This is a genomic window from Longimicrobium sp., from assembly GCF_036387355.1.
Classification (GTDB): domain Bacteria; phylum Gemmatimonadota; class Gemmatimonadetes; order Longimicrobiales; family Longimicrobiaceae; genus Longimicrobium.
In genome coordinates this window covers 1-8,380 of sequence record NZ_DASVTX010000160.1, presented here as the reverse complement: position 1 = coordinate 8,380, position 8,380 = coordinate 1, and the positions used below count along the sequence as shown (strand labels likewise).

Sequence of the window (8,380 nt, the reverse complement as noted above, 5' to 3'; positions counted from 1 at the left end):
TCCTTATTTGCTGACCCTGCGTAGCCGAACCAGATAGGACGAAGGCGGATGTGGGCGTGTCCCTGCGCTGCGCTCCGGGCCGGGCTGCGCGCGCCGTAGGCAACGATACAGCTGTTGCCAACGGCGCCGAGCCCCCTGCGTTGCGGGGCAACGATACGGCTGTTGCCCCTCCACTCCGGGTTCTCGGCCCTGCGGGCGCGCATCCCTCACGCAAAGTGATCCGCGCGAACCTCGCCCCGCTCCGGCCGCGACAAGCAAAGCGGACACCTCGACGAATCCCGCGCACCCTGCGCGAGATTCGATCGGTACGGACCCCGTTCCCTATTCCCTATTCCCTATTCCCTGCAGTATTCCCTATTCCCTGCCGTTCATCTCTCCCCCGCCCGCTCCGCCGCGGCGAGCGCCTCCGCATTCCGCCCCGCGAACAGAAAGTACGCCACCATCGCCGAGGCGAAGCACGCGGCCAGCACCAGCTTGACCGCGCGCGGCAGGCCGGAGGGCGAGATGAAGCCCTCGATCATCCCCGCGATCACCAGCATGACCGCGGTGCCCAGGATGAGGGCCACCGCCTCGCGGCCGCGCGTCACCAGCACCTCGCGCCGCGTGCGCCGGCCCGGGAGCAGAATGGCCGAGCCCATCCACAGCCCCGCGCCCCCCGCGATGCAGATGGCCGTGAGCTCGATCCCGCCGTGGGGGAGCACGAAGGTCCACAGGTGCAGGCTCTGCCCCACGTTGGCGAACATGGCCGCCACCGTGCCCAGCAGCACGCCGTTCATGACGAGCACCCAGGCGCTCCCCAGGCTGGCCAGAATGCCGCCCGCAAAGGCCAGAAACGTCACCTGCACGTTGTTGCTGATCAGGCGGGTGGCCATGGCGGGCATGAAGATCTCCGGCACCTCCACGTAGCCCTCGCCCCGCGCCTCCTTGGCCGCCGCGTTCTCCGCCCGCGCCATCATCTCCGCGGGCACCAGCTCCCGCGCCATCTCCGGCCGCGCGCGGATGGCGGCAAAGGACAGGAACGCGGGGAGGTAGAAGAGGACGGAGGCCAGGGCGATGGGGCGCCACAGCCGCCGCGCCAGCGCCGCGAACCCGCCGCCGACAAAGGCGCGGAAGCGGCGCCAGGTGCGCTGCGGGGGGCGGTAGAACAGGTTGTGCCCCGTCCCCACCATCCGCTCCAGCGAATACAGCAGTTCCGGCGAGCCGCCGTACGTGCGCGCGCGGGCCAGGTCCGCCGCCACCCCGCGGTACAGCGTGGCAAAGCGCGACACGCGCCCCTCGTCCAGCTTGTCCAGCCCCTGCCTGCGCGTTTCTTCCAGCGTCTTCTGGTACTCCGCCCACTCCGCGCGCTGGCGCCGCACCAGCGCCGTGGCCTGCGCGGTCCCGGCCCGCCCGCCCGCGCCGGAGGCCCGCCGCCGCTCCGTTTCTTCCTCGTGCAGCACCGACAGGTACGCGTCGGGGCTCATGGCCACCCGTCGCCCGTCTTCCGCCACGTGGCGCTCCACCCGCGCCATCAGCTTGCGCGACAGGTCCGCGCGCACCGCGCCTTCCAGCGTGAGCCGCCGCGCCACGTACATGGACACGGCGGTGAACTCCTCCGTGCTCAGCCGCGGCGGGCCCAGGGCGGGGGCGCCGGCGGCGGGGGCGGGCGAATCCTCCGGGATGGCGTGCCCCGTGCGGTCGCGCACCACCACCGTTCCGGCGGCCAGGTCGCCAATGCGCTTGGTCTGCGGGTGCAGCATCATCGACAGTCCGCCGAAGATGCACGAGCCGCCGGGCTGAATGTCCAGCACCAGCTTCAGAAAGGTGCGCACGGCCGCGGCGCGCACGGTGACGGGGTAGCCGCCGTCCTGCACCACGCGGATCCCCATCCGCTTCTTGCCCGGTGTCTGCCCGTCGCGAAAGCCTTCAAAAAAGATGAAGTAGCCCCAGATGAGCAGAAAGCCGAACAGGGTCATGATCCCCATCCCCAGCCCGCTCACGAAGTTCTCCAGCCCGATCCCCCGAAACAGGAAGCCGAGCAGGATGGTGGCACCGAGGATGGCGCCGAACATCAGCAGGACGTCGATGAGCAGCGCGGTGAACCGGGAACCCAGGTCCGCCAGTTCGTAGCCGATGGCGACGTGCTCGGGGGTTTCCACGTCCACCTGCCGGTCGGCCAGGACGTGCGCGGGGGCGGTCTGTACCAGGGACATCAGGGCGCGGAGGGCCGGGTTGCGCGGGGAGATGCGTGCGGAAAAGCGTGTGCCGCCCGAATCTATGCGCCGTCCTTTGACGCCGCGAGGGCGCGGCGGCGCGAACCGTGCCGGTGATCGCGCCCCGGAATGGCCCCGACGCATCGGCCGGGGCGCGGACGCGCTACATTTCCGTCCACGATCACAGACACCAGGCGGGCAGGGGCGGATGCACGACAGGGGCGAGGTGCGGCTGCACCGGGAAGCGGAGGGCGTCACGCGCATCGACCACGGCTGGCGCGGCGCGGGGTTCATCGCGTCGTACCTGGTCGAGGAGGGCAACGGGCTGGCGCTGGTGGAGGCGGGGCCGTCGTCCACGCTGGACACGCTGCTGGCCGGCATCCGCGCGGCGGGGCGCGACCCCGCGGACCTGACGCACCTGCTGCTGACGCACATTCACCTGGACCACGCCGCGGCGGCCGGCCACCTGGCCCGCCTCGCACCCCGGGCCCGCGTCGTCGTCCATCCGCTGGGCGCCCCGCACCTGGCGGATCCGTCGCGGCTGCTGGCCAGCGCGGCGCGCATCTACGGCGGCGCCATGGACCTGCTCTGGGGGACGATGCTCCCCGTAGACCGGGAGCGCATCGACGCCGCGGCGGACGGGACGGTGGTCCGCGTGGGCGGGCGGACGCTGCGCGCGGTGGAAACGCCCGGCCACGCCGACCATCACCACGCCTGGCACGACGCGGAGGCGGGGCTCCTCTTCAGCGGCGACGCGGGCGGAATCCGGCTGGACGGCGCGCGCCACGTCCGCCCGCCCACGCCCCCGCCGGACGTGGACACCGCGCGGTGGCTGGCCAGCCTGCGGCGGATGCGCGCCCTGCGTCCCCGCATCCTCCTCCCCACGCACTTTGGCGGGGTGGACGACCCGGAATGGCACCTGGACGACGCGGAGCGCCGGCTGCGCGCGTGGACGGAGACGGCGGGGCGCTTCGATCCCGCGGACGGGGACGGCCTGGCCGCGGCGCTGCGCGACACGGAAGACGCGGCGCTGCTGGAGGCGGGCGGCGATCCCGCGCTGGTGGGGCGCTACGCGGAAACCATCCCGTATCCCATGATGGCCGCCGGCCTGCTGCACCAGCGGCGGCGGCGGGAAAGGGACGCCCGGTGAGCGGCGCGGAACCCCGGGAGGGAGGGCGGTTCCCGCTTTCCGAGGTGATCTCCGCCCTGTCCTACGCGCTGGACCTCACGGAGGGGCAGCCGGAGGGGCACTCCATCCGCACCTGCCTGATCGGGATGCGGGTGGCGGACGAGCTGGGGCTGGACGCGGACACGCGCGCCTCCCTCTTCTATACCCTGCTGATGAAGGACGCCGGGTGCTCCGCCAACGCGGCGCAAACGGCGGCCCTGTTCGCCGCGGACGACGACGCGGTCAAGCGGTCGTGGAAAACGGTGGACTGGCGGCGGCCCAGCGGCGGGCTGCGCCACGTGCTGGGCAACGTGCGCCCGGGCGAGCCGCTGGCGCGGCGGCTGCGGCAGGCGTGGGGCATCGTCTCCGGCCCGCCCATGACGGCCGACCTGGTGCGCGCCCGCTGCGACCGCGGCGCCGACATCGCGCGCATGCTGGGGCTCTCGGCCGAGACGGCGGCGGGGATCGGCGCGCTGGACGAGCACTGGGACGGCGGCGGCGTCCCGCTGGGGCTGCGGGGCGAAGAAATCCCGCTTCTGGCCCGCATCGCCTGCCTGGCGCAGACGGTGGAGGTGTTCCACGCCGCCAGCGGAACCGAAGCGGCGCTGCAGGTGGCCCGGCGCCGCTCGGGGCGCTGGTTCGATCCGGCCCTGGTGCGCGCCCTCCTTGCCACCCGGCGCGACGCAGCGTTCTGGCAGTCGCTGGGCGGCGACGTGCGGGCGCGGGTGGCGGAGCTGGAGCCGGCCGGCCGCGAGATGAGCGCGGACGACCACGCGCTGGACCGCATCGCCGAAGCGTTCGCGCGGGTCATCGACGCGAAGTCGCCCTACACCTTTCGCCATTCCGAGGGCGTGGCGGCGTACGCGGACGCCACGGCGCGGGTCCTGGGCTTCCCCGCGCCGGAGCGGCGGGACCTGCGCCGCGCGGCCCTGTTGCACGACATCGGCAAGCTGGGCGTGAGCAACCGCATCCTGGACAAGCCGGGAAAGCTGACGGAAACCGAGTTTGCGGCCGTGCGCCTGCACCCCCTGTACACACACCGCATCCTGGCCCGCGTGGGGCCGTTCCGCGAACTGGCGGACCTGGCCGCCTCGCACCACGAGCGGATGGACGGGCGCGGCTACCACCGGGGCATTCCCGCGGGGACGCTGCCGCAGGCCGCGCGGGTGCTGGCCGCCGCGGACGTGTGCGACGCGCTCAGCGCCGAGCGGCCGTACCGCGCGGCGCTTCCGCGCGAGCAGGTGCTGGCCCTTCTGGCCCGCGACGCGGGCCCCGCGCTGTGCCCCGTGTCGGTGGACGCGCTGCGCCAGGCCATGGAGTCCGACCCCGGGCTGGGAAGGGCGCCGCAAGGCCCGTCCGGAGCGGCGGGTTTGCCGGTTGTTTCGGCGTGATTGGAGCGGGCGTCCCCGGCGGCCGCGAACGGGTGCGACAAACGGTCGACAACCGCGCGCAAGTGCCTGCCGTACATGACGTTCCGCCCGGGAACCCCGGGATGGCGGCAGGGTACGGCTGTTCCGCTCCGCGGCGGGGGGCACGCCGGTGCGGGGCGGGTGCTTGACAGGGGCGGGGCCACCGTGCACCTTAACCGGCGAACCCTGCCAGCAGGGCTCGCGGCGCGGTTTTCCCGTTCGTGAGCGGACGTCCTCCGTCAGGCGCCTTCACCCGGCGTGTGACGGAGTTTCGATCTAACGTTCGCTTGTCTGCCGGACAGCCGCCGAAAGCACGCCGCCGGGAGCCGGTCAGAATCTGGTCCGATCGTTCGTTCGGTATCCAGAGCCGGGGGTCGCCTACCGGGCGCATTCAGAGATCCACGCGGGAGGAGGGCAATGTTCAACAAGCTCGTCGCGTCCGAGGGCCGCAAGAAGACCGGCTTTTGGTCGCCGACCAACCTCCTCATCTCGGGGGTGCTGCACGTGGTGCTCATCGGGGGCCTGGTGGCCGCCGGTGTAGGCGCCGCGGAGCGCGCTTCGCGGGAGAAGGAAGAGCTGGTCGACTTCGTCGAAGTCGAGGAAGAAAAGCCGAAGGAGCCGGAACCGGAGCCGGAGAAGCCCAAGGAGCCGGAACCGCCCCCGCCGGAGCCGGAGCCCAATGCTCCGCCTCCCGTGGTGAAGGGGTTCCAGACCCTGACTCCGCCCACGGAGCCGCCGGCGGCCATCGCCCCGCCCAACCCCAACCAGCAGGCCATCAGCCCCGAGGACCTTTCGGGCCAGGGACAGGAAGGCGGCTCGGCCAAGGGCGTCGAGGGCGGCGTGGCGCAAAGCACGGCGGAGCGCGAGGCCCCGGCCGACGTGGGCACCTACGAGCTTTCGGCGGTGGAAGAGCAGCCCCGCCCCACCAATACGGCGGAGCTGCAGCGGCAGCTGGAGCGCAACTACCCGCCCCTGCTGCGTGACGCCGGCGTCACGGGCACGGTGCAGGTCCGCTTCCGCGTGCTGGAGGACGGCCGCGTGGACGCGGAAAGCATCGAGGTGACCAACTCGTCGCACGAGCAGTTCAACGACCCGACCATCCGGTCGGTTCAGCGGCTGCGGTTCCGTCCGGCCAAGGTGAACAACCGGCCGGTGAAGGTGTGGGTGGAGCTTCCCATCCAGTGGCAGGTGGCGCGCTGAGCGCGTGCGCCCCGGAAGCTCCGGGGCGCGGCAGGACACCAGGGCGGCGCGGCCGGGCAGGCCCGCGCCGGACGCAGGCAAACATCACGGAAGGCGCAGGCGCGCTGAGGAGATCGTAGAACCATGGATATTGCGAAGATCTGGGCCGACACCGGGTTGCTGAACCGCGGCATCGTAATCTTCCTGATCCTGATGAGCATCACGTCGCTTACGGTGGCGATCTGGAAGTGGCTTCAGTTCCGCCGGATGGCGACCGCGACCAAGCAGTTCGCGCCCGCCTTCTCCGCGGCCCTGGAGAGCGAGAACATTCCGGAAGCGCTGGCGCTCGCCGATCAGTACCCCAAGTCGCACGTGGCCCGGGTGCTGGGCGAGTCCCTGCGCGAGGTTGCCCCGCTGCTGAGCGATCCCCGCGCCGCCGGCGCCGCGATCGTGTCCTGCGAGCGCTCCGTGGAGCGTGAGCAGATCCTGCTGGCCAACGAGCTGAAGAGCGGCCTGGGCATCCTGGCCACCATCGGTTCCACCGCGCCGTTCGTGGGTCTGCTGGGCACCACGCTGGGCATCGTGAACTCGTTCATGGGCATGTCGGAAAAGGGCGGCGGCCTCGAGGCCGTGTCGGGCGGTATCGCCGAGGCCCTGATCGCCACGGCCATCGGCCTGGTGGCGGCCATTCCCGCGGTGTGGCTGTACAACTACTTCACCGCCAAGCTGGACACGCTCTTCTCGGAGCTGGCCTACGCCGGCCGTGAGATGATCGACTGGATGATGACCCGCCAGGCCCGCCGCGAAGTGGGCGGCGCCACCTACGGAGACTGACCCATGGCTGGAGGACATGGCGGAGGCGCCGCCTTTGGCGGATCGCCGCTCCCCACGGTTGCGGGCGTAACCTCGGACGTGACCTCCGACATCAACGTCACGCCGATGATCGACGTGATGCTGGTGCTGCTGATCATCTTCATGGTGGTTACGCCGTCGCTGGCCTACGAGGCCAAGCTGCCCAAGGCCCGCACGGCGCTTCCCGAAAAGGAAGACCGCGTGACGCTGGGTGTGGACAACAAGGGCAAGTACTGGCTGGAGGACGTGCCCAATCCGGGCCCCATTCCGCTGGACCAGCTCGAGGCCCGGCTGCGCGCCGAGTACGACAAGCGCCCGGGTGACCACAACCTGTACCTGAAGGCCGACAACGGCGTGGAGTACTCGTACGTGCTGAGCGCGATCGATGCTTCGCGCCGGGCGGGGGTGCGCCGCATCGGCCAGATCACGGAACTGCCCGCAGGGGCCCGCGTTCGCCGCGAGTAGCGGAGAAGCCTTTTGCCCTGGCCGCGCGTGGTGGCGCGGCCGGGCGCCGACATTGAGCACGGAGGGTCAATCCCATGGCAATGGGAGTTGGCGGACAAAAGGGCGGCTCCATGAGCGAGATCAACATGACGCCCATGATCGACGTGCTGCTGGTGCTGCTCATCATCTTCATGGTGGTGCAGCAGGGCCTTCAGCGCGGTCTGATCGTGCAGGTGCCGCCCCCGAAGGAAAAAGAAGAGATCTCGCAGAAGCCGCCTGACGACGAGCAGATCGTGCTCGAGGTGGAGCCGGGCCCCAAGTACGCCGTGAACCGGCAGCCGGTGGAGCCCGCGAACCTGGAGTCGTTCCTGCGGCAGACGTTCGTGGGTCGCCCGCGCAAGGTGATCTTCATCAAGGGCGCAGAAAACCTTACGTACGGCGACGTCGTGCGTGCGGTGGACGCGAGCCGCGCGGCCGACATCGCGGTGGTGGGCCTGGTGCCCCGTCCCGAAGTGGGGCCGGCCACCGTGGTGGCGCCCCCGGCGCAGTAAGCCCCGGGCTGCCCGGACCGCTGAGATCGTGGAGCCGGCGCTCTTCCTTTCGGGGAAGGGCGCCGGCTCTTTTTCCTCCCCGTGTCAGAAGCGGGTGGGGCTGCGGCGTTCCCTCCTGCAGGCACGGCGGCGAGGGATCACGCGGAACCGGGGGGATGGCCATGGCGATGGGAATGAGCGGGCGGCGCGGCGGGCCCACGGCGGAGATCAACATGACGCCCATGACCGACGTGGTGATGGTGCTGCTGATCATCTTCATGGTGGTGCAGCAGAGCCTGCAGCGCGGTCTGATCGTGCAGGTGCCGCCGCCGGAGCCGCCCGCCATCGACAGCCGCGTGCCGGACGCGCTGGTGCTGCAGGTGAGCGCGGGCGGAAAGTACGCGCTGAACCACCAGCCGCTGAACGGGGCGCGGCTGCGGGAAGAATTGGCCGCCATCCTGGCGCCGCGGCCCCGCAAGGTTCTGTTCGTGGCGGCGGAAGGCCCGCTCACCTACGGCGAGATCGTGGCGGCCGTGGATGCCGGCCGTGACGCCGGGGCGGACGTGATCGGGCTGAGTCCGCACTGACCCGGTTTACGCAGGAGAT

Annotated in this window: 8 protein-coding genes; 7 read left to right on the top strand and 1 reads right to left on the bottom strand. The window is 71.4% G+C overall.

Translation table 11 applies throughout. The annotated features are described in order from the left end of the window. Positions 1-368 precede the first annotated feature (368 nt). Entirely contained in the window at positions 369-2,192 is a 1,824-nt protein-coding gene (locus VF665_RS07445) for a stage II sporulation protein M (RefSeq protein ID WP_331052777.1), read from the bottom strand. A gap of 208 nt (positions 2,193-2,400) precedes the next feature. Here VF665_RS07445 and VF665_RS07440 point away from each other — a divergent pair, with 208 nt between their 5' ends. The 7 genes from VF665_RS07440 to VF665_RS07410 all read left to right on the top strand — a co-directional run bounded on the left by VF665_RS07440 (position 2,401) and on the right by VF665_RS07410 (position 8,361). After that, positions 2,401-3,342, top strand: coding sequence for an MBL fold metallo-hydrolase (locus VF665_RS07440; protein WP_331052776.1), 942 nt, complete (start codon positions 2,401-2,403; stop codon positions 3,340-3,342). Then, positions 3,339-4,751, top strand: coding sequence for an HD-GYP domain-containing protein (locus VF665_RS07435; RefSeq protein ID WP_331052775.1), 1,413 nt, complete (start codon positions 3,339-3,341; stop codon positions 4,749-4,751). Before VF665_RS07440 ends, VF665_RS07435 begins: the two co-directional genes overlap by 4 nt. Positions 4,752-5,186: 435 nt before the next feature. Beyond that, complete coding sequence (locus VF665_RS07430) at positions 5,187-5,969, top strand: energy transducer TonB (RefSeq protein WP_331052774.1); 783 nt, start codon at positions 5,187-5,189, stop codon at positions 5,967-5,969. Positions 5,970-6,092: 123 nt separating this feature from the next. Then, entirely contained in the window at positions 6,093-6,782 is a 690-nt protein-coding gene (locus VF665_RS07425; RefSeq protein WP_331052773.1) for a MotA/TolQ/ExbB proton channel family protein, read from the top strand. A gap of 3 nt (positions 6,783-6,785) precedes the next feature. Beyond that, positions 6,786-7,265 (top strand): ExbD/TolR family protein, encoded by a 480-nt coding sequence (locus tag VF665_RS07420; protein ID WP_331052772.1) that lies wholly within the window; start codon positions 6,786-6,788, stop codon positions 7,263-7,265. A gap of 110 nt (positions 7,266-7,375) precedes the next feature. After that, a complete protein-coding gene (locus VF665_RS07415) occupies positions 7,376-7,795 on the top strand; it encodes a biopolymer transporter ExbD (RefSeq protein WP_331052771.1) in 420 nt (139 codons plus the stop codon). A gap of 155 nt (positions 7,796-7,950) precedes the next feature. Beyond that, complete coding sequence (locus VF665_RS07410) at positions 7,951-8,361, top strand: biopolymer transporter ExbD (protein WP_331052770.1); 411 nt, start codon at positions 7,951-7,953, stop codon at positions 8,359-8,361. The last annotated feature ends 19 nt before the right edge of the window (positions 8,362-8,380 follow it).

Coding starts and splice junctions, on each gene's coding strand:
- VF665_RS07445 (WP_331052777.1), bottom strand. CDS start 2,192: ATGTCCCTGGTACAGACCGCCCCCGCGCACGTCCTGGCCGACCGGCAG.
- VF665_RS07420 (WP_331052772.1), top strand. CDS start 6,786: ATGGCTGGAGGACATGGCGGAGGCGCCGCCTTTGGCGGATCGCCGCTC.
- VF665_RS07440 (WP_331052776.1), top strand. CDS start 2,401: ATGCACGACAGGGGCGAGGTGCGGCTGCACCGGGAAGCGGAGGGCGTC.
- VF665_RS07425 (WP_331052773.1), top strand. CDS start 6,093: ATGGATATTGCGAAGATCTGGGCCGACACCGGGTTGCTGAACCGCGGC.
- VF665_RS07410 (WP_331052770.1), top strand. CDS start 7,951: ATGGCCATGGCGATGGGAATGAGCGGGCGGCGCGGCGGGCCCACGGCG.
- VF665_RS07430 (WP_331052774.1), top strand. CDS start 5,187: ATGTTCAACAAGCTCGTCGCGTCCGAGGGCCGCAAGAAGACCGGCTTT.
- VF665_RS07415 (WP_331052771.1), top strand. CDS start 7,376: ATGAGCGAGATCAACATGACGCCCATGATCGACGTGCTGCTGGTGCTG.